Origin of the sequence: Kribbella sp. NPDC048928 (genome assembly GCF_043197975.1) — a bacterium.
Taxonomy (GTDB): Bacteria; Actinomycetota; Actinomycetes; order Propionibacteriales; family Kribbellaceae; genus Kribbella.
Map to the genome: position 1 here is coordinate 870,863 of NZ_JBICUC010000001.1, position 22,043 is coordinate 892,905.

Consider the following 22,043-nt stretch of genomic DNA (forward strand, 5'->3'; position numbering starts at 1 on the left):
GCTCGAAGGCTAACTGCCGAAGACCTGGCGGGTGTAGGGGTTCTCGAAGGCGCGTTGCGGGTCCAGCCGGTCACGGACCGCGAGGAAGTCGTCGAAGCGCGGGTACCGCGACCGCAGGTCGGTCGCGGTCAACGTGTGCAGCTTGCCCCAGTGCGGCCGGCCGTCGTAGTCGGCCACGATCTTCTCGAACGCCCGGAAGTACGGCTCGTGCGGCAGCCGGTGGTACTGGTGGATGGCCACGTACGCCGTCTCGCGGCCGGAGGCAGTGGACAGCCAGATGTCGTCGGCCGCCGCCACCCGGACCTCGATCGGGAACGGGATCCGCGAGCCCGACGCGTCGATCCACCCCCGCAGCCGGCGGATCACGTCCACCACGTGCTCCCGCGGCACGGCGTACTCCGATTCGCGGAAGATCACATTCCGCTCGGAACAGAACACCCGGTGCGAGGCGTCGACGTACTCGCGCGCCGACAGTGCGCGGGAGGCGAGCTGGTTGATCCGCGGCACCAGGCCGGGCTGCCGTACCGCGAGCCGGTTGGTCAGCTCGAACACCTTGTTGGACAGCAGTTCGTCGTCGATCCACCCACGGACCCGGCTGACGGGTGCCGCGCCGACCCCGGCGCCGACCCGGTTGTTCCGCTTGGTGAGCGCGACGTCGGTATGCGGGAACCAGTAGAACTCGAAGTGATCGTTGCCCTCGGCAAGCTCATCGAACCCGTCCAGGACCTCGCCCAACGGCAGCGGCATCTCCTGCGCACGCAGCAGGAACGCCGGTACGCACTGCAGGGTGAGCGCACTGATCACGCCGAGCGCACCGACCGAGACGCGGGCCGCCGCGAAGACGTCCGGATTCTCCTCGGCGGAGCAGTGCAGTACCGAACCGTCCGCGGTGACCAGGTCGAGCCCGACGACCTGGGTGGCCAGACCGCCGAGCCGCGCGCCGGTCCCGTGCGTCCCGGTGGAGATCGCGCCGGCGACGGTCTGCTTGTCGATGTCCCCGAGGTTCGCCATCGCGAGGTCGAACGCCGCGAGGCCCTGGTTGAGCTTCCGCAGCCCGGTGCCGGCGCCGACCGTCACGCGGCCGGACTCGCGATCCGCATGGATGATCGACGCCAGGCCGTCGAGGTGCACCATCACCTCTTGTGGCACCGAGCAACCGGTGAACGAGTGGCCGGAGCCGATCGCCTTGAGCTTCTTGCCCTGCTCGGCCGCGGACTTCACCGCGGCCGCGAGCTCGTCGACCGAGCCGGGGCGCACGGACTCCAGGCCGCTCGCCGACTCGGTACCGGACCAGTTCCGCCAGGTGCTCATCCGAAGTTCATCCCTTCCCCGCGGTACGTCCGGAGCTCGCTGACGTCCTCGCCGTCGATGGCGTGCAGGACGTCGAACCGTTCCAGCAGCTCGCCCGCCTTCGCGTACCGCATCCAGACGCGGTCCCCGATCCGCAGCCGATCGGCCTCCGGCCCCTGGACCGGAGTCTGCACCTCGCCGGCGCCTTCCGTGCCCAGCAGCTTCAGGCCGGAGGGCATGGCAGGCTGCGGCAGCCGCGACTTCTTCGCCGGTCCGGACGCGACGTACCCGCCGCCGAACAGCGTGGCGATCCGCGGCGCCGGACGCCGGACGACGTCGAGGGCGTACGCCATCGCGGGCTCGGGCTGGAAGACGTCGTACTTGTCGAACAGCGTCGGGCCGTACAGACCGGAGCCGGCGGTGACCTCGGTGACGACCGGGTCCGCGCTGCTGATCTCGAGGCTGCCGGTGCCGCCGCTGTTCACGATCCGCAGCGGCGCGACCTGCTTGACCGCGTCGACGACGGCACCGCGCCGATCGGCGAGCTCGGCGGCCGAACGACGCTTCACCCAGCGGACGGCGGGCGACGTGTCCGGCAGCCCGGCGATCTGCGCTTCGTAGAACATCACGCCGATCAGCTCGAACGCGTCGTCGGCGGCCACGGTCCGCGCCAGCGTCGCGACCTCGCCCGGGGTCCGCAGCGGAGAACGCCGGACGCCGAGGTGCTGCCCGAGGATCCGGAGCGAGGCGTCGACGTCGAGACAGACCTGGATCCGCGCGCTGCCGGTCGCGTTCGCCCGCAAGTAGCCCAGGTGCTCCGGCGAGTCGATCATCAGCGTGATCCGGGACGCCGCCTCGGGATCCTCCGAGAGCTCGCGGAGCGCGGACCGGTGCGTGGTCGGGTACCCGAGCAGGATGTCGTCGACGCCGTTCCGCGCCAGCCAGAGCGCCTCCGGCAACGCGTAGCTCATCACGCCGTGGAACCCGGGCCGTTCCAGCGCGGCCGCGAGCAGCGGGCGGCAGCGTACGGACTTGGAAGCGATCCGGATCGGCGTCCCGGCGGCGCGCCGGAGCAGGTCGTCCGCGTTCCGCCGGAACGCGGCCAGGTCGATCACCGCGTACGGCGCGTCGAGCCGCGCGGTCAGGCGGGCATACCGGTCGAAGTCACCCATAACCGGAGTGTAAGTCACGAAATACTGAAAGGTAATACAACTTCTGCCCGAGCAGACAGGGAGCAGACGAGTGCGGACCGGCTGCTACCCCTGCAGGCGCTTCACTGCGGCATCAATGCGCTCGTCGGTCCCGGTGAGTGCCACGCGCACGTGCCGCTCGCCGGCAGTCCCGTAGAACGCTCCGGGTGCGACCAGGATGCCCAGGTCGGCCAGCGCGCCGACGGAACCGTACGCGTCATACGACGGGTGTGAGGCCCACAGGTACAGCCCGCCGTTCGACAGGGTGATCTCCCAGCCGCCGTCGGTCAGCGCGTCCCGCAGCACCGCGCGGCGGCGCAGGTAGCGCGCCCGCTGCTCCTCCACGTGCACGTCGTCGGCGAACGCGGCAGCCATCGCGGCCTGGATCGGGGACGGCACCATCAGACCGGCGTGCTTGCGTACGGCGAGCAGCTCGGCCACGACCGTCGGATCGCCGGCAACGAAACCACCGCGGTACCCGGCCAGGTTGGACCGCTTGGACAGCGAGTGCACCGCGAGCAGGTTGTCGAAGCTCCCCCCGGACACCTCCGGGTGCAGCACGGACACCGGCTTCTCGTCCCAGCCGAACTCGGTGTAGCACTCGTCGCTGACCAGCAGTACGTCGTTGGCGCGCGCCCACTCGACCGCACGCCGCAGGTCGGCCGCCGGGGTGATCTCACCGGACGGGTTGCGCGGCGAATTCAGGTACGCGACCCGTACTGGCCCGTCGTACGCCGCAGGATCCGCGACCGGCACGCTGGTCGCACGCGCCAGCGCCGCGCCGGCCTCGTACGTCGGGTACGCGAGATCCGGGATGAGGACTGTGTCGCCGGCGCCGATACCGAGCAGCGTCGGCAGCATCATGATCAGTTCCTTGGTGCCGATCACGGGCAGTACGCCGCTCTCCGGGTCGACACCGGTCACGCTCAGCCGTCGCGCCAGCCAGTCCACAGCCGCCTGCCGGGCCGCCGACGTACCAATGGTGGTCGGGTATTCCGGGGCGTTCGATGCGGCGGCCAGGGCCTGCTTCACCAGCTCCGGCACCGGGTCGACCGGGCTGCCCACGGACAGGTCGACGATGCCGTCGGGATGCCCGGCCGCCTTCTGCTTGTACGGGGCGAGCTTGTCCCAGGGGAAATCGGGCAACCGGCTGGAGGTCTCGAAGATCACCCGGCCATTCTCCCAGACCGCTCAGAGATAGAGGCCGGTCTGTCCGTCTTCGAGACGGCCGGCGGCGACCGCGTGCAGGTCGCGCTCGCGCAGCAGGATGTAGTCGTCGCCGCGGACCTCCACCTCGGCCCGGTCCTCCGGGTCGAACAGCACCCGATCGTCGACCTCGACGGTGCGCACGTTCGCGCCGACCGCGACCACCTTCGCCCAGGCCAGCCGACGGCCCATCTGCGCGGTGGCCGGGATCAGGATGCCCGCCGACGACTTGCGCTCGCCCTCCTGCTCGAGGGAGACCAGGACGCGGTCGTGCAGCATCCGGATCGGCAGCTTGTCGTCGGAGAGCCGCTTGCGTGAGGTCACCGGCGACCCACCAGTTTGCGGATCACCAGCAGTACGCCGACCACGCCGACGACCGCACCGGCGACCGCGACGATCTTCTGGGTCCGCAACTGGCCCTCGGCGTCGAAGACCTGGGACTTGGCCTGCTCGACCTGCCGCAGGGCCACGTTCTTCGGGTTCGCCCGGTCGACCAGCTCGTCCACGGTGGAGGCGAGCCGTACCCGGGCGGCGGCGATGTCCGCCTCGATCTGCTCGGCGGTCCGAGCCTTCGTGTCCGACACGTGTCGGCTCCCTTCCGTCGGCGGGGCAGGTCCCGAGCTGCCCCTGGTCACATCATCCTCGCAGGTCAGCCCTGCAAGTCCACGACCACCTTGATGTCATCTGGTTCCCGGACCAACGCATCCGGCCACGTCGACAGCGGTACGGTCCGCGTCACGAGCCGCTCCAGCCACGGCCGAGCCGCGGCCATCAGTACGTCGACGGCGTCTGCGTAGTGCCGTTTACCCGCGTTCACCGTTCCGACGAGCGCGGCGTTGCGCACCACCAACTGCCGTACCAGCGCATCCAGCTGTACGTCGACGGTCGCCGGACCGGGGTGGATGCCGGCGAGGCACATGACACCGGCCGGCGGCAGGAGGGACGCACAGTCGTACACCAACTGCCCGACACCGGTTGCCTCGATCACCACGTCCGGTACGACCTCCAGCCGACTCAGGTCGGTCAGGAACGTCCCGCCGAGCGCCCGTACCAGCTCCGGCTTCGGCCCGTCGTCGACGAGGTCCAGGACATGTACGTCGTACCCGCGCTGCCGAGCGATCAGTGCGGCCAGCAGGCCGATCGGACCGGCACCCGTCACCAGTACATGTTGGGGCGCGTACCAGGACCGGGCTCCGACGCGGTCGATCTGCTCCCACGCCTTGGTGAGGATGCTGGTGGGCTCTACCAGTACGCCGAGGTGTCCGAACGCAGCAGGCACCGGTACGGCGAAGTACGGGTCGACCCGCCAGTGCTCAGCGCCGTACCCGTCCATGTCCTTGATACCGCGCTCTGTGTACTGCCCGTTGCGGCAGAAGTCCCACTCGCCACGTGCACACGCCGGACAGGGCACCGGGTCAGGCCGACGCACCACGCCGGCCACCAGGTCCCCGGCCGCGAAGCCTGAGCTCCCAGGTGCCTCCAGTACGCGTCCGAGCGACTCGTGCCCGATGACGAGCGTGTCCGCACCAGGGCGGCCGCTGCCGAACGCTCCCGAGACCAGCTCGATGTCCGTCCCGCAGATGCCCGTCAGCAGGCCCTCGACGAGGATGGAACCGTCGGCGACCGGAGGCTGGGGGACATCGCCCACTGCCGCCGAGTTGCCCTTGCCCGGCCTGACCGTCATAGCCCGCATCGGGTCAGGCTAACCAGCGCGTCGCGCACGTACGATGGCGACCCGTAGACCTACCCGTGGAGGACCTGATGTCCGATCGTCTGTCCGTCGGCGACACCGCACCCGACTTCACCCTGCCCGATGCCGACGGCAACGACGTGGCGCTCGCGGATCTGCGCGGCAAGAACGTGATCGTCTATTTCTACCCGGCCGCGATGACGCCGGGCTGCACGAAGCAGGCATGCGACTTCCGCGACTCGCTCGACTCGCTGCAGGCCGCCGGGTACGCCGTCCTCGGCATCTCGCCGGACAAGCCGGCCAAGCTGGCGAAGTTCCGGGAGCGCGACGGCGTGACGTTCCCGCTGCTCAGCGACCCGGACAAGGAAGTACTGACGGCGTACGGCGCCTTCGGGGAGAAGACGATGTACGGGAAGAAGGTGACCGGCGTGATCCGGTCCACGTTCGTCGTCGACGCCAACGGAAAGGTCGCGGTCGCGCAGTACAACGTGAAGGCCACCGGGCACGTCGCCAAGCTGCGCCGCGACCTCGGTCTCTGACACCGGAGGTAAGAAGACAACCTTGTCAGGACGTACTTCGGTGGGAACCTCCGACCGTTTCACGGACCTGGTCCATGGAACGGTCGCTTGAGCAAACTCCCGCTGTGATTTGGGTCACACCGGGATCTCAGCGGACCGCAGTGTTACCGGCACGGACGGTGAGTTTTTCAGGGTTCTTGTGAAAGAGCCGTACTCAGCAGCGGGTTCCGGTTCAGCGACGGGTGTGTCACGACCGTCCCCGGCCTTCGCCGCGACGTGCAGAAACCGGGTAATCTGCGCGCGCAGTCAGCTCTCTGGGAGGGAGGGACGTGCCGCGATGGGAAAACATTCCTCTGCGGTGACGCGCGGTAGCAGCAACAACAACCGTCGCACGGTGTATCTCACCGCTGTCGGGATTTTGGTGCTCACGCTAGGCGCGGTCTTTGTGGTCCGTTCCTTCGGATCCGAGTCGGGCGCCGACGGGTTCCTCGGCGGCGGGAAGGCCTGCTCCGACCCGACCCAGGTCCGGCTGGCCACCACGCCCGAGATGCAAGCACCGCTCGAGGCGGCCGCCAAGTCTCTGGCCGCCAAGGGCGGCAAGGACGGCAACGCCTGCTACCAGGTCACCATCAGCGCGGCGCAGTCGGCGCAGGTCGCCCGGGACGTCGCGCACGGCAGCGACACCCGGCCCGACCTCTGGGTGCCGGACTCCTCGCTCTGGGTCGCCCAGGCGGACGACGGTGAGACCGTGCCGAACGTCGCGGTCCCCTCGATCGCCACCTCTCCACTGGTCCTGGTGGGCCGGAACACGAACTTCGGTGACACCTCCACGTGGCTCCGGCTGCTGGGCGCGTCCGAGCCTGCCTTGCTCGACCCGCTGAACACGTCCCCCGGGGCGCTCACGCTGCTCGCCATCCAGATGGAACGGCAGAAGACGTCCGCGTCGGACAGTCAGGTGTCGGCGGTCGTCGTACAGCTCGCCCAGAAACTCGGGTCGATGGCCAAGCCGTACAACGACGTGAACGCACTCTTCGGCCGCGCCGACGAGGCCGGCAGCAAGACCGTCGTACCTGCCTCCGAGCAGAGCTTCGTCAAGTACCAGGAAGAGCACCCGGACGCGCAGCTGACGGCGGTCCAGCCGGCCAGCGGCACGCTGATGCTCGACTACCCGATCGTGGTCACCGCGAAGTCCGACACCGAGCAGGCGAACGACGCCGCCCAGGCGCTGGCCAGCGAGCTGCTCACCGACAGCTCCGCACAGGCCCGCGACGACGCCGGCTTCCGCGACAGCACGCTCACTCCGCTGAGCGGCGGCCGCGGCGTGGGCGACATCACCCAGCTGACCAAGCCGACCAGCGAGGCGATCAACACCGCGCTACAGAACTGGACCCGGCTCTCGCTGTCCGCCCACTCGCTCGCGGTCATCGACGTCTCCGGGTCGATGGCGGAGGCGGTCGGCAAGAAGACCCGCTGGCAGCTCACCGTCGAGGCGGCAGCGGGCGGCCTCAGCCTGTTCCCGGACACCGCCGAGCTCGGCCTCTGGACGTTCTCGACGAAGATCGGCAAGGACAGCGCCGACTACGTGCCACTGGTCCCGATCGCGCCGCTGTCGAAGAACCAGCGCGCCAAGATCATCGGCCAACTGAGCGCCCAGCACCCGATCCCGGGCGGCGGCACCGGGCTGTACGACACCGCGATCGCCGCGATGACCTCCGTACGTCAGCAGTACAAGTCGAACGCCGTGAACACGATCCTGCTGTTCACCGACGGCAAGAACGACGACCCTGGCAGCCCGACCCTGGCCCAGGCCGTCCAGAAGCTGAAGGCCCAGCAGGACCCGGCCCGTCCGGTCCGCATCATCGCCCTCGGCATGGGCCCGGAGGCGAACATCGACGAGCTCAGCGCCATCGCCCAGGCCACCGGCGGCCAGGCCTACGTCGCCAAGAACCCCGACGACCTGAAGAGCGTCTTCATCGACGCCCTCCAAAGCCGCTGACGCCGAATTCCCGCCCTCCCCTAGGATGTAGACCTAGGGGAGGCAACGTCTCCTCGGCCAGAGTGGTGGAACGGCAGACACACCGGCTTTAGGTGCCGGCGCCCCCGGGCGTGCGGGTTCAACTCCCGCCTCTGGCACAACTTCGCGCGTCGCGCGCTGCAACGCGAGGCTGGGGAGGATCTGCTGCCCGATTCGGGACAGGATCCTCCCCAACCCCAGTCTTTTCACGTGTTTACGGTGCCCTTGGAGCCGTTGATGGTTGTTGGGGTGTTGTCGGTGAGTTGAGTCGTGGCCTCGGGGACGGCGAGGACGGCGGGGATGCCTTGTTCTCGGGCGACTATGGCGGCGTGGGACAGGAGGCCGCCGGACTCGGTGATGACGCCGGCGGCGATGGACAGGAGTGGGGTCCACGCGGGGTCGGTGTGGGGGCAGACCAGGATGTCGCCGGGGCGGACGTACGCGAAGTCGGCGGGACCGCGGACGATGCGAGCGGGACCGGTGGCGGTCCCGTGACTGCCGGGGATGCCAGTAAGAAGAACAGCTCTCGAGGCTGCCGCAGTCGAAGGGCCGGTGGGGCCCGCGTATGCGGGGCTGGTCGGCGCGTGGGCCGGCGCGCCGGTTGGCTCGTGACCGCGCGGGTTGGTTGGGAGGTGGGCGGTGATGGGGCGGGCCTGCAGGAGCCAGATGGTGTCGTCGGCGATGGCCCATTCGATGTCTTGGGGTGATTCGAAGACGGCGGCGGCGCGATGGCCGAGGGTTGCCAGGCGTTGGGCGGTGGCGTCGGTGAGGGTTGGCGTACGGCGTTGGGCTTCGGGGACTGCGCAGGTCTCGAGGTGGGCGCCGGCGCGGTGCAGGGCGGTGGGTTTGTCGGCGATCGTGCGGGTCACGGTGGTGGTGACTTCGTACTGGTCGGGGGTGATTCGCCCTTCGACGACGGTTGGACCCAGGCCCCACGAGGACTCGATCAGGGTTGGGCCGTTGAGCTCGGTGAACATGACGCCCGAGACGTCGGCGTCTATATGGCACTGGATGATCACGGCCATCTGCGGGGTGGGGACGTCACCGCGGTAGGACGTTGCACGGGCGGACCAGAGGGACTCCCGGCAGGCCCGTACGGCGTCGAGCACCGCGTCGATCCCTTGTACGCCGAGGAAGCTGTCGTGCTGCCCCGCCCCCGACGCCGCCGCAGTGTCCTCGTTCGACGCCGACGACCGAACCGCCACCGGCGGATTCCCCACACTAGCCAGCCAAGACTGGATTCCCCGAACATCAATATCTTCGTGCCTACCGCGTCGTGGGGTGGGGGCGCCGAAGGGGATGACCAGGGCCTCGGGGACCGGGAGGCCGGCGTGGGTCAGGGCGGCGAGGTTGGCGGCTTTGGCGCCGCAGGTGGCGGCGGTGGCTGCCGGCAGCGGGATCAGCATGAGCGCCTCTCTATCAACGGAACGTTGACAACGTTTCGTTGATGATCCACTGTTGGCGCATGCGACGCAACCACGACGCGGATCAGCGGCAGGCCGAGCGGCAACGCGCGGCGCGGGAGCTGCTCCTGGCGAGAGGGGCGAAGGAGGTGCCCGCGCGCCCCTGGCGGCCGGCGCCGATTCCCTTGTCTGCCGTGGATTTCACGCAGTTCGCGGCCTGGCGGTCAGAGGACCTGACCGACGACGATCTGCTCGCAGCACTCGCGCTGTTGCCGGCGGCGCGTGCCGAGGTGGACGAGGTCGAGGCGGGATTGTTGTTCCTGGCAAGGAGTTCCGGGCTGACGTGGGCCGACATGGCGGACGCGATGGGGTTCAGTTCCCCGCAGGCGTGTCAGCAGCGGTTCAACCGGCTCGCCGCGCGACAGGACGGGGCGTCCTGATGCTGCTCGTACTGCATGCGGTCCGGTTGCTCGGATTCGCGGACACTCCCGCAGTTGCCGGACGCTTCAACTTGGGCGTCGACGAGACGCGAGCGGCGCTGGAGGACGCCAAGGTGCGCGGGTGGGTGACATACAGCAGCTTCGCCGGTACGTCAGGCTGGTCGCTCACCGAAGACGGCCGTACGGAGGACGAACGCCTCCTCCACAGCGAGGGCGACACGACAGCGATTCAGGAGGTGTACGACGAGTTCCTGCCGCTGAACGCCCTGCTGCAGCAGGCCTGCACCGACTGGCAGCTCAAGCCGACGAGCACCGATCCGCTCGCCGCGAACGATCACTCGGACCCCGACTGGGACGCGGGCGTACTGCACGAACTGGGAGCGCTCGCCCGCGCCCTCGGCCCGCTCAACGCCAGGCTGACGCGCCCCCGCTTCAAGGGCTATGACGCGCGGTTCTCACATGCTCTCGGGCAAGGATGGGTCGACCGCAGCGACGTCGACTCGTGTCACCGGGTCTGGTTCGAGCTCCACGAGGACCTGATCGCCACGCTCGGACTCAAGCGCTCCTAGTCGCATCCAGGTACGCCGCACCGCGCGGCGTGATCCGATAGCCGACCTCGAGGCTGTAGGTCAGACCAAGGTTTTTCAGCTTCCGTACGTCGAGCTTGAAAGGCGCGGTCTGCCGTCCAAGAGACGCAGCCAGGTCACCGGCCCGGACAGCAGGCGTGGTCTCGATCAGCTCGAGGGTCTGCACCGTCCAGGGCCCGTGCTGGCTCATGGCGTCGAACCGGGCCAAGCGCTCCTGCAGCTCAGCCAGTTCATCGGCACTCAAGGACGTACGAGCCGCCAGCTCCTCGCGCGGATCCGGCCCCGCGACCAGATGGAACCGGATCAGGAAGGTCGGCTGGGCGTCGTCGCCCCGCAGCCGGCGCCGGACGTCGCGCGCGTTCTGCCGGTCGGCGAGCGCGAGATCCGCATCGGTGTCCGCGATCAGCTCCGGATTCACCTCGCGGATGCTGTCGATCTCGATCCGGCCCGCGTTCGTCCGGTAGATCCGGCCCTCGACCACCCGCGGCTCGGCCCACCGCCGGTACGCCACGGTGATCCGCCCGCTCTCGACCCCGTCCTTGTCGGACCCCGCGAACAACATGACTATCTCCCCAATGCCTTGGCGACGATCGGGGCCAGCGTGCGCAGTGCCTTGCCCCGGTGGCTGATCGCGTCCTTCTCGTCGACCGTCAGCTCGGCCGTCGTCCGGTCGTAGCCCTCGGCCTGGAACAGTACGTCGTACCCGAAGCCGCCGGTCCCACGCAGCTCCCGGATGACCGACCCACGCATCTCACCGAGCACGATCTCTTCTGGGCCGTCCGGCTGGACGAACGCGACCGCCGCGACGAACGACGCCCCGCGCCGCTCGTCCGGTACGTCCTCCAGCTGACCGAGCAGCAACACGTTGTTCGCGTGGTTGTCCTTCAACGGGCCCGACCAGCGCGCCGAAAGCACGCCAGGCATCCCGTTCAGCGCGTCGACGCAGATCCCGCTGTCGTCGGCGATCGCCGGCAGGCCGGTCGCCTTCAGCGCGGCGTGCGCCTTCAGCAACGCGTTCCCCTCGAAGGTCGGCTCGGTCTCGGCCGGTTCGTCGTACGCCGGTACGTCGCCGAGCCCGAGCACCTCGATACCGGGCACGATCGGCGTCAGGATCCGCCGCAGCTCCTCGAGCTTCTTCTTGTTGTTCGAGGCAAGCAAGACCTTCGTCACGCCAGCGCCTCCTGCTGGAGCTTTGCGAGGTCTGCGCAGCCGGCCAGGCCGAGCTCGAGCAGGCTGTCCAGCTCGGAGCGGTCGAACGGCGCGCCCTCGGCGGTCCCTTGCACCTCGATGAACTTGCCGTCGCCGGTGATCACCAGGTTCATGTCGGTCTCCGCGCGGACGTCCTCCTCGTAGCAGAGGTCCAGCATCGGCGCCCCGTCGATGATCCCGACCGAGACCGCGGACACCGACCCGACGAGCGGCTCGCTCTTCAGCAGCTTCCGCTCGCGCAGCCAGGACACCGCGTCGGCGAGCGCGACGTACGCGCCGGTGATCGCCGCGGTCCGCGTACCGCCGTCGGCCTGCAGTACGTCGCAGTCCAGCAGGATCGTGTTCTCACCGAGCGCCTTGTAGTCGATGACGGCCCGCAGCGAACGCCCGATCAGCCGGGAAATCTCGTGGGTGCGACCACCGATCTTGCCCTTCACGGACTCGCGGTCCGAGCGGGTGTTGGTGGCCCGCGGCAGCATCGAGTACTCCGCGCTGACCCAGCCGAGGCCGGAGCCCTTGCGCCAGCGCGGCACGCCCTCGGTCACACTCGCCGCACACAGCACCCGGGTCCGCCCGAACTCGACCAGCACCGAGCCCTCGGCGTGGTCGAGCCAGTTCCGGGTCACCTTCACCGGTCGGAGCTGGTCAGCATTACGTCCATCGATACGGGCCATGACTCAAACCCTATGCCTCGATGCGCCGCACCTCCGAATGCGTCGACGGCGGCAGGGTGAGCGGCCCCGGCGCGGACCGCATCGGCCGGAGTTGCGTGACCGCCATCCGGGCCGCCCACGGCAGCAGGTCGTTCGCCCGGCGGCCGACCCACGGCACGCCCTCCTTGACCAGCCAGACGGCATCCGACCAGCGGCTCGGCGGGCGGTACGAGCAGTCCACCTCCGGCCGTACGTCGATCCGCAGCCCGCGCACCGCCAACTCGTCCGCGAACGCGCGGGCCAGCGTGCGATGCCCGCGCTCCCCCGGATGCAGCCGGTCGACGCTCCAGAAGTCCCGCCGGTACACCTCGGGATAGTCGGCCATGTCCAGCCGGATCCCGCCGTACCGCGCGTGCAGGTCGTCGAACGCGAGGTTCACCTGCTCGATCCGCTGCCACAGCGGCCGCCGCAGCCAGCGCGGCAGGCCGAACACCTTGCCGTGGTCGTGGAACCGTACGGTCAGCAGCAACGCGCCGCGCGCGGTCAGCTGCTCCGCGCACTGCTGGAGGTGCTCGCGGATCCGGCCGGCGTCGAACGTGGACCGCAGCGTGTCGTTGACGCCGACGATCAGTGAGGCGATGTCGATCGGATCATCGCCGGTGGCGGGCAGTTGGTCGGTCGCGACGACCGGCACGGTGGCGCCGCTGGTCGCGAAGTTGGAGAACGTCACACGGTGGGAGCTGGCCAGGGAGTCGGCGAGCAGCGAGGCCCAGCCCCGCCACCCCTCGCCCGGGCGCGCACCGGCACCGGACAGATCGGTCGTACTGCTGCCGTTCAGCGGGTCCCCGACCCCTACGGTGGTCGAGTCCCCCAGTGCCACGTAGTGGAGGCTCACATTCCGCCATGGTGACGGCACGGAGCGATACCCCGATGTGCGGCGGGTGACGGGCAGCCCAACTCCACAGGGAGGATCGGTGATTGCTTGCCAGAATTGCTCGGAGTTAGGCTATTACAAACAACTACGTGCAGGAGTTGCCTGGTATGAGTGATCTTCGGTTTGGCGTGGTGGGCCTCGGCGCCCGCAGCCGCATCGCGCAGTACGCGCATCGTCCCGGCGAGGGCTCCGAGGTCGTGGCCCTGGCCGATCCGTCCGCACCGCAGCGTGACGCAGCCCTCGAGCTGTATCCGGACGCGACCGCGTACGCCGACCACACCGAGTTGCTCGGCCAGAAGCTCGACGGGGTGTTCCTGACCACGCCCGACGACCTGCACGAGGGCCCGGCCATCGACTTCCTGAAGGCCGGCGTGAACGTCTTCGTGGAGAAGCCGCTGGCGATCACGACCGAGGGCTGCGACCGGGTCCTGCAGGCCGCGTACGACTCCGGCGCGCGGCTGTACGTCGGCCACAACATGCGCCACATGCCCGTCGTACTGACGATGCGCAAGCTGATCCAGGACGGCGCGATCGGCGACGTGAAGGCGATCTGGTGCCGGCACTTCGTCGGCCACGGCGGCGACTTCTACTTCAAGGACTGGCACGCGGACCGCAGCCGTACCACCGGACTGCTGCTGCAGAAGGGCGCCCACGACATCGACGTGATGCACTGGCTGGCCGGCGGCTACACGACCCGGGTGAACGCGATGGGCGCGCTCACGCTGTACGGCGGCATCACCGACCGGCAGGACCGCTCCGGGCAGCGCTTCAGGGAGTTCGTGTCCAGCGACAACTGGCCTCCGCTGGAGCAGAAGGGCCTGGCGCCGGTGATGGACGTCGAGGACATCTCGATGGCGAACCTGCGGCTCGACAACGGCGTCTTCCTCACCTACGAGCAGTGCCACTACACGCCGGACTACTGGCGCAACTACACGGTGATCGGCACCCACGGCCGCCTGGAGAACTTCGGTGACGGCCCGGGCGGCGTGGTGAAGGTGTGGAACAGCAAGCGCTCCGGGTACCGCGAGGACGCCGACCAGGTCGTCGAGATCGAGGGCGACTCCGAGAACCACGGCGGCGCCGACCCGCACCTGGTCGCGGAGTTCGTGAACTTCGTCCGGGACGGCGGCGCGACGCTGACCTCCCCGGTCGCGGCCCGCGCCGCGGTCGCCGCCGGCTACGCCGCGACGCAGTCCCTGCGCGCCGACGGCGTACCGCAGGACGTACCCGCACTGGACCCCACCCTGGTCACCTACTTCGACAACGGCCAGGCACGTTGAGAGTGCTACGCTCATGACCGTGACCTGGTACGCCGCAATGCGAATGCTGAGCCCTCGATGCGGGAGGACTTCAGCGGCGTAGGCACGTGTGCTTGCAGCGAGGGGCCCCCGATGTCGGGGGCCCCTTTCATTTTCTGATCGCTGCAACCACCAGGAGCCACACCGATGTACCCGATCACCTACGTCACCGACTGTTTCGACGGCAACGCGCGCGCCCGGCTCAGTACCCGGATCGGCGCCCTGTTCGGCCAGGTGCCGACGATCGTCGCCGCCGACGGGCCGGATCCGGAGTCGTTCGCCGCGCTCACCCTGCTCGACTGCCTGCAATCACTCGACCTGCTGGGCGAGGACGGCCACCCGACCATCACGCTGCTCAACATCGCGCCCCGCGACGGCATCTGGCCGAACGGCGTCCCGTTCTGCTTCTTCTGGTACGGCAAGCATCTCGTCGCGAGCACCTTCAACGCTCGCGTGCTTTCGCTCGTACGGCGTGAACTCGGCATCGACCACGTCCAGGTCACCGACATCCGCACAGCGGTGACTGCGGCCGGGTTCGACACTGCGGACGTCGAGAAGATCGCAGACACGCAGTTCCGCAGCCTCTGGTACCTGCCGTTGCTGGCCAAGTGGGTCGCCGATGGTCGTCCCGTGCCTGCTGTCGAGACCACTGTGCCACAGGTCCGGGACGGCGAGCCGGTGGTGACCGTCGTGGACAACTTCGGCAACTGCAAGCTGGACCGGCGCCTCAACCTCACTTTCGGCAAGACCCTGCCGGTTGCCCAGCGCAACGATGACGGCAGTACGACGATCGTCGACGTGACGTGCTACCCGCACCTGACCGCCGTACCCCGGAACGCGCCGGGCATCGTCCCAGGAAGCTCCGGCAACGGCTTCACCGAACTGGTGATCCGCGGCGCCTCCGCGGCCGACGCGTTCGGCCTGCAACCAGGCGACACCGCACTGGAAGCCGTCAGCGAGAACGTGGCCTGACCGACTACGGCTCGAGGGAAAGGCCGTTCGAGAGCTGGTCGAGGGCCTTGTCCATGGTCGCCAGGTACTCCGGGAGCGGGGCGTCGATCGCCAGCAACTGGTACGTCGCCATCACGACACCGACGACGCCGCCGGCCCAGGCCCGGACCGCGAAGTCGTCGGCGGAGCGGCCGGTGCGTTCGGCGGCCAGGACGGCCAGCAGGTTGATGCCTTCGTACAGCTGGTCGAGCATCCGGACGCGGAGCTCGGGGGCGTTCATCACGAGCTTCTGGCGTTCGGACTCCAGCGCCCACTCGTCGTCGGAGAGTTCGCCGAGGCTCTGCCGGATCGCGGCCCGCAACGCCTCGGTCGGGTTCAGTTCGGGCGGCTGGCCGCGGAACAGGTCGATCATCAGCGGGTCCAGCCGGTCGAGGACGATGGTGTCCTCCTTGGTCGCGAAGTACCGGAAGAAGGTGGCCGGTGACACCTCGGCCGCCGCGGCGATCTCCTGCACCGTCGTCTCGGCGTACCCCTGCTCGCGGAACAGCCGCAGCGCATGCTCCTGGATCGCAGCCCTGGTCTTCGCCTTCTTCCGCTCGCGCAAACCGCTCATGCCTTGATTGTGACGGGTTCCGGTGCGATCGCGGCCGTACGGCGTGGCAGGAAAGTCACCGCCAGGACGATCGACGCGACCGCGAGGCCGCTGCACACCCACAGCGTCACGTCCATCCCGTCCACGAACGCCGCGCGCGCCGAGCGGGTGAGCCCCGGCGAACCGATCGCGATCGCGGCGGCCGCACTGTCACGGGCAGCGTGCGCGGCCGCAGGCGGCAGGCCGGTGACGTCCAGGTGGTTGCGGTACGTCGCGTTGAGCACCGTACCGAGGATGGCGACACCGAGCGTGCCACCGACCTGCCGGGACGCCTGGATCAGCGCGGATCCGGAACCGCTGCGATCGAGCGGCAGCGCGGCGAGCGCGAGACCGTTCATCGGCGGCAGCGTGAAGCCGATGCTGACCCCGACCAGACTGATCCAGATCGCGGTGAACCTGTAGTCGTCGCCGGCGGTGGTGAACGCGCCGAGCGCCAGCCCGGCGAGCATCAGCCCGAACCCGATGACCACCGAGACCCGCGCGCCGGCCGTCGCGACCAGGCGCTCGGCGACCTTCGCGCCGACGAGCATCCCGCCGATGATCGGCAGCAGCCGCAATCCGGCCTGGAACGCGTCCGCGCCCTGCACGGCCTGGAACAGTTGCGGCAGTACGAACAGCAACCCCACCAGCGCGAACGAAGCCAACGTGGCGAGGATCGTGCCCCAGGTGAAGCCGGCCGACCGGAACAACGACAGCTCGATCAACGGATCCGTCGTACGCCGAGCCCACGCCCAGAACGCGAGCAGGAGCAGCAGACCGGCCGCGATCCCACCGAGCGCCCAGACCGAACCCCACCCGTGCTCCCCCGCAGCGATGAACCCGTACGTCAGCGCAACCAGCCCGGCAGCGGTCAGCACGATCCCCGGCGCATCGATCCGCCGCGCCCGATGGCCGGGCGTGTTCGGGATCAGTAGTGCCACTGCAACTAGTCCGATGGCAACTAGTGGCAGGTTGATCAGGAACACCGAGCCCCAGCGGTAGTGATCGAGCAGCCAGCCGCCGAGCAGCGGGCCGAGCGGGATGCCGATCGAGTTCGCCATCAGCCAGATCGTCATCGCCCGCTGGCGTTCTTCGGGGGCGAACAGCAGGTTCAGCAGCGACATCGACAGCGGGATCAGGAACGCCGATCCGATCCCGAGGGCTGCGCGGGCGGCGATCAACTGCCCCGGCGACTGCGCGAACGCACAGGCCGCGGACGCCAGCCCGAACACGACCAGCGCTCCGAGCATCAGCCGCTTCGGCCCGAACCGGTCACCGAGCAGACCTGCCGGCAGCAGCAGCGACGCGAGCACCAGCGTGTACGCGTTCGCGAACCACTGCAGCTGACTCGTCGATGCCTGCAATTCGGTCGCGAGCGTCGGCAACGCGACGTTCAGCACGGTCAGATCCAGCCCGATCACGATCAGGCTGAGAGACATCGCCCCCAACGCCCACCACCGCCGCGGATCCAGCACCACAGCCACCTTTCTGAGATCTACTCTAATTTGAGAGTAGATCTCAGAATTACCCCCTGTCCAGCCTCAATCGCGACCGACGGCGAATCCGGTCAGCTCCTCGAGGACATGGCCGCGTACCACGAGGCCACCGCCTCCAGGTCGGCCCGCCAGTCGCCCGTCGGAGGCGGCGGCCGTGGCGATCTCGGCGCGGCTGCGTGCAGGCCGCGGCCCGCGGGCGGCTACTGCCGCACTCGGCCCGGACCATCATCCCGAAGCTCGACCACTCCGGCCCGACGAACGACGGCGGTCCCACCGAGGTCGCTCAGTCTTTACGGGCCTTCTTTGCCTGAGACGATGCGTCGTAGTACGCCCCGTACCAGAGCTGGTTCTTCCAGCCAGGGTGAGTGGCCGGCGGCCGGGATCAGCTCGAAGGTGTGGTTCGGGGTGTGGGCGGCGAGGTCCCGTACGGCGGAGACCGGCCGTGGATCGCCTTCGCCGTGGATGAACGTGACCGGGCATTCGAGGCCTGCTGCGAGACCGGACAGGTAGCTGTCCGGCCGGCTCCGCATGTCCGCGGTGAGCGCGTTGTTGGCGGCGAAGTTGATCGGCAGGTCGACGGACGCGGTCGCGTACGCCCACTCCATCGCGCGCTCGGAGTCCGCGTAGTCGGTGAACCACGACAGGACCCGGAACTCGGTCTCCTCGGACGCGGTGCGCTTCCGGCCGGACAGGTTCTCCAGCCGGTCGCGCTGCTCCGGAGTCATGCGGCGTTCCTGCTCCAAGCGGGCCGGCTCGTGCCAGTCACCGATGCCGACGCCGTCCAGGTAGACGAGCCCGGCTGTGTGGTCGCCGTACCGGCCCGCGTACTCCAGTGCGAGCGAGGCGCCGAACGAGTGGCCGATGACAACGATCCGCTCGTGCCCCCAGTACTGTCGGAGCTCGTCGATGTCCTGCGCCGATCGCTGCATCGACTGCAGCTCCGACGGCCCGGACCGGCCGCAGCCGCGTTGGTCGAAGCGGTGCACGACCGTGAGGTCGTCCAGCATCTCCGCGAGGACGGCGTAGTCGTCCCACAGCCCCGGCCCGCCGTGCAGGATCACGACCGCCGGCAGCGCGGTCGCCTTACCGGTGGTTGCGGTCCACAACCGGACGCCGTCAGATGTCGAAAACGGCATGCGGGGTGGCGATCTCGACGGGTCCGGAGAAGGTACGACGGGCGTGCTCGGCCTGGGTCACGCGGTCGTACCACGGCGGGACGTGCGTGATGACGAGGCGCTTCACATTGGCCTTCTTGGCATGCTCGCCAGCATCTGACGGCGACAGGTGCAGGTCAATCGGATTATCCGGTTCGCCGTCCGGCAACGCCGCTTCGGAGAGCAGTACGTCGGCGCCGCGCGCCAGCTCGACGAGCGCGTCGTTCGGCCCGGTGTCGCCGGTGTAGACCAGTGACTTGTCGCCGCGCTCGACCCGGATCGCGTACGCCGGCACCGGGTGCACCATCGGTGCGGTACGGATCGTGAACGGCCCGACCTGCTGAACCTCCTGCCAGGCATGGAATTCCAGCTCCTCCTCCATCCCCGGATCCAGCGGCAGGTCGTAGGCCAGCGCCATCCGCTCGGACGTACCGGGCGGACCGAACACGGGGATCCGCGGGATCGGTGCCCCGGGCCCGTAACGCGCCGCGACGTACAACCCGCACAGATCCATGCAGTGGTCAGGATGCAGGTGGGACAGGCCGATCGCCCCGATCTCCGGGACGGCGAGGTGCCGCTGGAGCGAACCGAGCGCGCCACTGCCGAGGTCCAGAACCAGATTGAACCCGTCGGCGGTGACCAGATAGCTCGAGGCGGCCGAGTCCGGCCCGGGGACGGACCCGGAGCAACCGATCACGGTGAGCTTCATACTCTTGACCCTAGGTGCCTCGAACAACGTTATGGGTGCGACACGGGTCACATGTCAGCGGACCCAGGCGAACTGGTCGACAACTCCGAGGGCGGGGCCGAGGAAGCGCGAGCCGATCGCCGCGAACTCCGCCGGGTTGCCCGTGGTGACGAAGCGGTGCTCCGGCGCCGGCAGGTGGTCGGGGCGCAGCAGGTACGACTTGGTGAGGACGGAGTACACGTCCTTCGCGCACTCCTCCGCGCTGCTGACCAGCGTGACGTTGTCGCCCATCACGTACGAGATGACACCGGTGAGCAACGGATAGTGCGTACAGCCGAGGATCAACGTGTCGACGCCGGCCTCGACCAGCGGGCCGAGGTACTCGTGCGCGGCCTCCAGCAACTCCGGCCCGGATGTCACCCCCGACTCCACGAAGTCCACGAACTTCGGGCACGCGCGGGTGAACAGCTCGACCTGCGGCGCGGCGGTGAAGCCGTCCTCGTAAGCAAGCGATTGAGCCGTCGCCTGCGTGCAGATCACGCCGACCCGCTGGTTGCGCGTCGCGGCAACCGCGCGGCGCGCGGCCGGCAGGATCACCTCGACCACCGGCACGTCGTAGCGCTCGCGGGCGTCGCGCAGCATCGCGGCGCTCGCCGAGTTGCACGCGATCACGACCATCTTCACGCCGGCGTCGACGAGATGGTCGAGGCACTCCAGCGCGTACTCACGCACCTCGGCGATCGGCTTCGGCCCGTACGGCTGCCGGGCGGTGTCGCCGAGGTACAGGATCGGCTCGTGCGGCAACTGATCGAGAACCGCGCGGGCGACGGTGAGTCCCCCGAAGCCTGAGTCGAAGATCCCCACCGGTGCGTCAGCCACGAGAAGAGCTTATACAGGTCCGGCGACGGGCAGATCCCAAGTACAGCCTTACCTAAGCGTTCGAACCGACACGCCGAGGTTGTCCACATCTTTACGTTATGGAATTGCCTTTTCGCGTGATGCACGCCACTCTGGAGCGATGTTTGTTCGACCGCCCCTCGTGATGCCATGAACTTGGCGCTCCACATCGCGGTGGTACTGGGCACCGCACCAACTCCACAGCCTGATCACGTCGCCGCCGCAGGACAGGCGGCCAACCAGGCCACGGACCCGAACACGAGCACAGCCGCAGACGTCGTGACGGCCATCGGCCCGCTCGGCATGCTGCTGCTGCTCCTGATGGCGGCGTTCGCGCTGTACGTCGTCTCGCTGTCCCTGCACCCGAATGCGAAGTGCAACCGATGCAAAGGTGCCGGCCGGCACCACGGCAGCCTGTTCAGCTACGCCCAACGCCCGTGCAACAGCTGCAAGGGCCGCGGGATCCAACCCCGACTGGGCCGCAAGGTCTTCTTCAAACAACCCTAGTGTCCGGAGCTGACCTGATCCTTTAGGTGCCTACGGCAACAATCGGCGGCCGGCTCACGCCCAGAGCTGGCCCTCGAGGCGGTCCTCGGCTTCGTCGATCGTGCCTTCGTAGGCGCCGGTCGACAGGTACTTCCAGCCGCCGTCCGCGACCACGAACGCGATGTCCGCGGGCTCGCGGTCGCGCACACACTTCGCCGCCTGACCGAGCGCGGCGTGCAGGATCGCGCCGCTCGAGATGCCGGCGAAGATGCCCTCGTTGTCGAGCAGTTCCCGGACCCGGCGGACCGCATCCCGCGGCCCGACCGAGAACCGCGCGTCGATCAGCGTCGCGTCGTACAACTCCGGTACGAAGCCCTCGTCCAGGTTGCGCAGGCCGTAGACGAGCTCGCCGTACCGCGGCTCGGCGGCGACGATCTTCACCTCCGGCTTGTGCTCGCGGAAGAACCGCCCGGCGCCCATCAGCGTGCCGGTCGTGCCGAGGCCGGCAACGAAGTGCGTGACCGACGGGAGGTCGTCGAGGATCTCCCGCGCGGTGCCGTCGTAGTGCGCAAGCGCGTTCGACGGGTTGCCGTACTGGTAGAGCATCACCCAGTCCGGGTGCTCCTCCGCGACCTGCTTGGCGACCCGGACCGCTTCGTTGGACCCACCAGCGGCCGGCGACGAGATGATCTCGACGCCCCACATCCGCAGGATCTGGCGACGCTCCTCGGAGGTGTTCTCCGGCAGCACGCAGACCATCCGGTACCCGCGCAGCTTGGCCGCCATCGCGAGCGAGATGCCGGTGTTGCCCGACGTCGGCTCGAGGATCGTGTTGCCCGGGCGCAGCCGGCCGTCCTTCTCGGCGTCCAGCAGCATCCGCAGCGCGGCCCGGTCCTTGATCGAGCCGGTCGGGTTGTGGTCCTCGAGCTTCGCCCAGAGCCGTACGTCCGGCGCCGGCGAGAGCTTCGGCAGCCCGACCAGCGGCGTACCGCCGACCGAGTCGAGAAGGTTGTCGAAACGCATCAGATGGAGCCGCCGGCGACCGCGGGCAGGACCACCACGACGTCGCCGTCCTTCACCTCGGTCTTCAGCCCGCCGGTGAACCGGACGTCCTCGTCGTTGACGTAGACGTTCACGAATCGGCGCAGCTCCTCCGGCTCGCCCTCCACGATCCGCTCCTTGAGACCCGGGTGGTTGCCGTTCACATCATCGATGAACCCGGCCAGGTCGGTGCCGTCGCCGGTGACCGCCTTCGCCCCACCGGTGTAGGTGCGCAGGATCGTCGGCACGCGCAGCTCGATCGCCATC

At 68.9% G+C, this 22,043-nt stretch carries 25 protein-coding genes and 1 tRNA gene; 8 read left to right on the plus strand and 18 right to left on the minus strand.

Annotated features, from left to right (window positions below; genetic code table 11):
• Nucleotides 1-9 precede the first annotated feature (9 nt).
• From ACGFI6_RS04125 to ACGFI6_RS04150, 6 genes are all read right to left on the minus strand, one after another.
• Nucleotides 10-1,311: a D-arabinono-1,4-lactone oxidase gene (locus ACGFI6_RS04125; RefSeq protein ID WP_393115142.1), complete on the minus strand. Its 1,302-nt coding sequence runs from the start codon at nt 1,309-1,311 to the stop codon at nt 10-12.
• On the minus strand, nt 1,308-2,462 hold the full coding sequence (locus tag ACGFI6_RS04130; RefSeq protein ID WP_393115143.1) for an amino acid deaminase/aldolase: 1,155 nt from the start codon (nt 2,460-2,462) through the stop codon (nt 1,308-1,310). The genes ACGFI6_RS04125 and ACGFI6_RS04130 overlap by 4 nt, the downstream gene beginning before the upstream one ends.
• 84 nt (nt 2,463-2,546) lie before the next feature.
• Nucleotides 2,547-3,647: a succinyldiaminopimelate transaminase gene (dapC, locus tag ACGFI6_RS04135; protein ID WP_393115749.1), complete on the minus strand. Its 1,101-nt coding sequence runs from the start codon at nt 3,645-3,647 to the stop codon at nt 2,547-2,549.
• 24 nt (nt 3,648-3,671) lie between these two features.
• Nucleotides 3,672-3,965 carry a co-chaperone GroES gene (locus ACGFI6_RS04140; RefSeq protein ID WP_130445451.1) on the minus strand — a complete coding sequence of 98 codons (294 nt, stop codon included), beginning with the start codon at nt 3,963-3,965 and terminating at the stop codon, nt 3,672-3,674.
• A gap of 41 nt (nt 3,966-4,006) precedes the next feature.
• Nucleotides 4,007-4,270: a DUF3618 domain-containing protein gene (locus ACGFI6_RS04145; protein WP_393115144.1), complete on the minus strand. Its 264-nt coding sequence runs from the start codon at nt 4,268-4,270 to the stop codon at nt 4,007-4,009.
• A 65-nt stretch (nt 4,271-4,335) separates the two neighbouring features.
• Complete coding sequence (locus tag ACGFI6_RS04150) at nt 4,336-5,379, minus strand: glucose 1-dehydrogenase (protein WP_393115145.1); 1,044 nt, start codon at nt 5,377-5,379, stop codon at nt 4,336-4,338.
• A gap of 68 nt (nt 5,380-5,447) precedes the next feature.
• Here ACGFI6_RS04150 and bcp point away from each other — a divergent pair, with 68 nt between their 5' ends.
• The 3 genes from bcp to ACGFI6_RS04165 all read left to right on the plus strand — a co-directional run bounded on the left by bcp (nt 5,448) and on the right by ACGFI6_RS04165 (nt 8,027).
• On the plus strand, nt 5,448-5,915 hold the full coding sequence (gene bcp / locus ACGFI6_RS04155) for a thioredoxin-dependent thiol peroxidase (protein ID WP_393115146.1): 468 nt from the start codon (nt 5,448-5,450) through the stop codon (nt 5,913-5,915).
• Between the two features lie 373 nt (nt 5,916-6,288).
• Nucleotides 6,289-7,890 carry a substrate-binding domain-containing protein gene (locus tag ACGFI6_RS04160; RefSeq protein ID WP_393115147.1) on the plus strand — a complete coding sequence of 534 codons (1,602 nt, stop codon included), beginning with the start codon at nt 6,289-6,291 and terminating at the stop codon, nt 7,888-7,890.
• Between the two features lie 56 nt (nt 7,891-7,946).
• Nucleotides 7,947-8,027, plus strand: a tRNA-Leu gene (locus ACGFI6_RS04165).
• Nucleotides 8,028-8,114: 87 nt separating this feature from the next.
• Here ACGFI6_RS04165 and ACGFI6_RS04170 read toward each other — a convergent pair.
• Nucleotides 8,115-9,113, minus strand: coding sequence for a PEP/pyruvate-binding domain-containing protein (locus ACGFI6_RS04170; RefSeq protein WP_393115148.1), 999 nt, complete (start codon nt 9,111-9,113; stop codon nt 8,115-8,117).
• 260 nt (nt 9,114-9,373) lie between these two features.
• On the opposite strand from ACGFI6_RS04170, the gene ACGFI6_RS04175 reads away from it, so the two are divergent.
• On the plus strand, nt 9,374-9,751 hold the full coding sequence (locus tag ACGFI6_RS04175; protein WP_393115149.1) for a hypothetical protein: 378 nt from the start codon (nt 9,374-9,376) through the stop codon (nt 9,749-9,751).
• On the plus strand, nt 9,751-10,320 hold the full coding sequence (locus ACGFI6_RS04180) for a transcriptional regulator (RefSeq protein ID WP_393115150.1): 570 nt from the start codon (nt 9,751-9,753) through the stop codon (nt 10,318-10,320). Before ACGFI6_RS04175 ends, ACGFI6_RS04180 begins: the two co-directional genes overlap by 1 nt.
• Here ACGFI6_RS04180 and ACGFI6_RS04185 read toward each other — a convergent pair.
• Genes ACGFI6_RS04185 through ACGFI6_RS04200 form a run of 4 tightly spaced genes read right to left on the minus strand, consistent with a single transcriptional unit; the run spans nt 10,307 to nt 13,095 of the window.
• On the minus strand, nt 10,307-10,900 hold the full coding sequence (locus ACGFI6_RS04185) for a hypothetical protein (RefSeq protein ID WP_393115151.1): 594 nt from the start codon (nt 10,898-10,900) through the stop codon (nt 10,307-10,309). The genes ACGFI6_RS04180 and ACGFI6_RS04185 overlap by 14 nt on opposite strands.
• Nucleotides 10,901-10,902: 2 nt before the next feature.
• On the minus strand, nt 10,903-11,508 hold the full coding sequence (rdgB, locus tag ACGFI6_RS04190; RefSeq protein ID WP_393115152.1) for an RdgB/HAM1 family non-canonical purine NTP pyrophosphatase: 606 nt from the start codon (nt 11,506-11,508) through the stop codon (nt 10,903-10,905).
• Nucleotides 11,505-12,221: a ribonuclease PH gene (rph, locus tag ACGFI6_RS04195; protein WP_393115153.1), complete on the minus strand. Its 717-nt coding sequence runs from the start codon at nt 12,219-12,221 to the stop codon at nt 11,505-11,507. Before rph ends, rdgB begins: the two co-directional genes overlap by 4 nt.
• A 10-nt stretch (nt 12,222-12,231) precedes the next feature.
• Nucleotides 12,232-13,095 (minus strand): SGNH/GDSL hydrolase family protein, encoded by an 864-nt coding sequence (locus ACGFI6_RS04200; protein ID WP_393115155.1) that lies wholly within the window; start codon nt 13,093-13,095, stop codon nt 12,232-12,234.
• Nucleotides 13,096-13,241: 146 nt separating this feature from the next.
• Here ACGFI6_RS04200 and ACGFI6_RS04205 point away from each other — a divergent pair, with 146 nt between their 5' ends.
• The gene (locus tag ACGFI6_RS04205) at nt 13,242-14,414 is read left to right on the plus strand and encodes a Gfo/Idh/MocA family protein (protein ID WP_393115156.1); all 1,173 of its coding nucleotides are present in this window, start codon (nt 13,242-13,244) and stop codon (nt 14,412-14,414) included.
• Nucleotides 14,415-14,579: 165 nt separating this feature from the next.
• Nucleotides 14,580-15,404, plus strand: a complete 825-nt coding sequence (locus tag ACGFI6_RS04210; protein WP_393115157.1) for a hypothetical protein — start codon at nt 14,580-14,582, stop codon at nt 15,402-15,404.
• Between the two features lie 4 nt (nt 15,405-15,408).
• Here the strand turns inward: ACGFI6_RS04210 and ACGFI6_RS04215 are convergent, their stop codons facing one another.
• The 5 genes from ACGFI6_RS04215 to murI all read right to left on the minus strand — a co-directional run bounded on the left by ACGFI6_RS04215 (nt 15,409) and on the right by murI (nt 20,231).
• Complete coding sequence (locus ACGFI6_RS04215; protein ID WP_393115158.1) at nt 15,409-15,996, minus strand: TetR family transcriptional regulator; 588 nt, start codon at nt 15,994-15,996, stop codon at nt 15,409-15,411.
• Nucleotides 15,993-17,489 (minus strand): MFS transporter, encoded by a 1,497-nt coding sequence (locus ACGFI6_RS04220; protein ID WP_393115159.1) that lies wholly within the window; start codon nt 17,487-17,489, stop codon nt 15,993-15,995. Before ACGFI6_RS04220 ends, ACGFI6_RS04215 begins: the two co-directional genes overlap by 4 nt.
• A gap of 311 nt (nt 17,490-17,800) precedes the next feature.
• The gene (locus ACGFI6_RS04225) at nt 17,801-18,646 is read right to left on the minus strand and encodes an alpha/beta fold hydrolase (RefSeq protein ID WP_393115160.1); all 846 of its coding nucleotides are present in this window, start codon (nt 18,644-18,646) and stop codon (nt 17,801-17,803) included.
• Nucleotides 18,627-19,373 (minus strand): MBL fold metallo-hydrolase, encoded by a 747-nt coding sequence (locus tag ACGFI6_RS04230; RefSeq protein ID WP_393115162.1) that lies wholly within the window; start codon nt 19,371-19,373, stop codon nt 18,627-18,629. The genes ACGFI6_RS04225 and ACGFI6_RS04230 overlap by 20 nt, the downstream gene beginning before the upstream one ends.
• 54 nt (nt 19,374-19,427) lie before the next feature.
• Nucleotides 19,428-20,231: a glutamate racemase gene (gene murI / locus ACGFI6_RS04235; protein WP_393115163.1), complete on the minus strand. Its 804-nt coding sequence runs from the start codon at nt 20,229-20,231 to the stop codon at nt 19,428-19,430.
• A gap of 168 nt (nt 20,232-20,399) precedes the next feature.
• Here murI and ACGFI6_RS04240 point away from each other — a divergent pair, with 168 nt between their 5' ends.
• Nucleotides 20,400-20,756, plus strand: coding sequence for a hypothetical protein (locus ACGFI6_RS04240; protein ID WP_393115164.1), 357 nt, complete (start codon nt 20,400-20,402; stop codon nt 20,754-20,756).
• A 54-nt stretch (nt 20,757-20,810) separates the two neighbouring features.
• Here the strand turns inward: ACGFI6_RS04240 and ACGFI6_RS04245 are convergent, their stop codons facing one another.
• On the minus strand, nt 20,811-21,758 hold the full coding sequence (locus ACGFI6_RS04245) for a PLP-dependent cysteine synthase family protein (protein ID WP_393115166.1): 948 nt from the start codon (nt 21,756-21,758) through the stop codon (nt 20,811-20,813).
• A complete protein-coding gene (locus ACGFI6_RS04250; protein WP_393115167.1) occupies nt 21,758-22,042 on the minus strand; it encodes a MoaD/ThiS family protein in 285 nt (94 codons plus the stop codon). Before ACGFI6_RS04250 ends, ACGFI6_RS04245 begins: the two co-directional genes overlap by 1 nt.
• Nucleotide 22,043: the final 1 nt, after the last annotated feature.